We start from the raw sequence: 2022 nt of genomic DNA, 5'->3' as shown, positions 1-2022 counted from the left end.
CGACACCCCACCAGGCCCCACAGCACCCCGCGTCACCACCACCAACCGAGACGACAACCACCGCACATCCCCCAACCACCCCCGCACCAAAGACAGGGTGTGCTCCAGGAGTTCCTGGGCGGCTTCCGGCGGTACGGGTTCTCCGGCGCGGCCCGGTGCCGGCGGCACGGCCTGCCAGAGCACGACCTGGGGATCGGGTGCGGTCCGGTCGGCGTCCGCGAGGGCGTCGAGGTCGGCCACCCGCTCCAGGGCGGCCCCCGGGCCCCCGGCGGCGAGGCCCAGGGGGTCGGCTCCGAGCAGCGCCCAGCCGGAGACGTTGTGTCCGGTGTCGGGCGCGGCGAACGGCTGCCAGTCCACCTCGAACAACGGCAGTCGGCGCTCCTGGGCCGAGGGCCCGCCCTGCACCGCCTCGCGCAGCACCAGGGACTCGACGGAGGCGACCGGCGCGCCGAGCGGGTCGGCGATCTCGATCGCCGCCGCGTCACCGGTCGCGGGACTCAACCGGACCCGGAGCACCGTGGCGCCGACGGCGTGCACGGACACGCCCGACCAGGAGAACGGCAGCGCTCCTGGCCGCGGCTCACCCAGCTCGCCCATGGCCAGCGGGTGCAGGGCGGCGTCCAGCAGAGCCGGGTGGACGGCGAAGCGCCGGGCCTCGCGCTGCTCCTCCGGCCTCAGCCGCACCTCGGCGAACAGGTCGTCGCCCTGCCGCCACAGCCGGTGCAGGCACTGGAAGGACGCGCCGTACTCGTAACCGAGTGCCCTCAGCCGCTCGTAGGCGTCCGTGAGGTCGATCGGGGTCACACCGGGCGGCGGCCAGGCGCCGGCGAGGGTACCGGACGGCTGTGGTGCGCCGTCCGTGCGGCCCAGGGCGCCGGTGGCGTGCAGGGTCCATTCCTCGTCGGCACCGGCGGAGTCCGGGCGGGCGTACACCGTGACGGCACGGCGTCCCGTGTCGTCCGCTTCGGACACGGCCACCTGCACCGCGACGCCTCCGGTCCCGGGAAGCAGGAGCGGAGCCACCAGCGTGAGGTCTTCGACCCGGTCGGCCCCGGTGGCCTCGCCGGCCCGGATCAGCATGTCCAGGAAGGCGGTGCCGGGGAGGAGCGCGGTGCCGGAGACGCCGTGGTCGGCCAGCCACGGGTGGGTGTGCAGAGCGATCCTGCCGGTCAGCAGTACGCCGCTGCCGTCGCCGAGCGGGACGACCGCGCCCAGCAGCGGATGGTCGGCCGTGTCCAGGCCGGCAGCCGTCACGTCGGCCGTCCCGGCGGTGGCGTCCAGCCAGTAGCGCTCCCGTTGGAACGGGTAGGTCGGCAGGTCGAAGGCGGCCCGGTCGCCAGTCGGCAGGGCGCGGGACCAGTCAACCGGCAGGCCGTTGACGAAGGCCTCGGCGAGGGAGAGCAGGAAGCGGTCGAGGCCGCCCTCGTCGCGCCGCAGCGTCGACAGGACCAAGCCGTCTCCGGCCTGGGGGCTGAGGTCGGCCAGGGTCTCCTCGACGCCGACCGTCAGCACCGGGTGCGGGCTGGCCTCCACGAAGTGGCGGAAACCGGCGTCGGCCAAGGCCCGGACGGCCTCCTCCATGCGCACCGTCCGCCGCAGGTTTGTGTACCAGTACTCGGCGTCCAGTCCAGAGGTGTCCTTGAACGCGCAGTCGACCGTCGAGAAGAACGGCACCCGCGCTTCCCGCGGCCGGATCGGCGCGAGGATCTCCAGCAGTTCCTCGCGTAGTTCCTCGACGTGGGCGGAGTGCGAGGCGTAGTCGACCGGGATGCGGCGGGCGCGCACCCCTTCGGCGTCGAGTTCGGCCGTCAGGGCGTCGAGAGCGGCCACGTCCCCGGCCACGACGACGGACGCCGGTCCGTTGACCGCCGCGACCGAGACGGTTCCGGAACGGCGCTCCAGCCGTCGCTCCAGTTCCACCGCCGGAAGGGAGACGGAGACCATGCCGCCGGTGCCGGCCAGCCGCAGCAACGCACGACTGCGCAACGCCACCACACGAGCCGCGTCCTCGAGCGACAACGC

1 protein-coding gene is annotated in these 2022 nt (G+C 74.1%); it reads right to left on the bottom strand.

Annotation, left to right across the window (positions count from 1 at the left end):
• Positions 1 to 2019, bottom strand: a 2019-nt coding sequence (locus tag ACH4N1_RS34945) for an acyltransferase domain-containing protein (protein WP_398104560.1), incomplete at its 3' end; no start/stop codon positions are given.
• Positions 2020 to 2022: the final 3 nt, after the last annotated feature.

Origin of the sequence: Streptomyces sp. NPDC017202 (genome assembly GCF_044331705.1) — a bacterium.
GTDB lineage: Bacteria > Actinomycetota > Actinomycetes > Streptomycetales > Streptomycetaceae > Streptomyces.
This window is presented reverse-complemented; position numbering and strand designations above follow the sequence as displayed.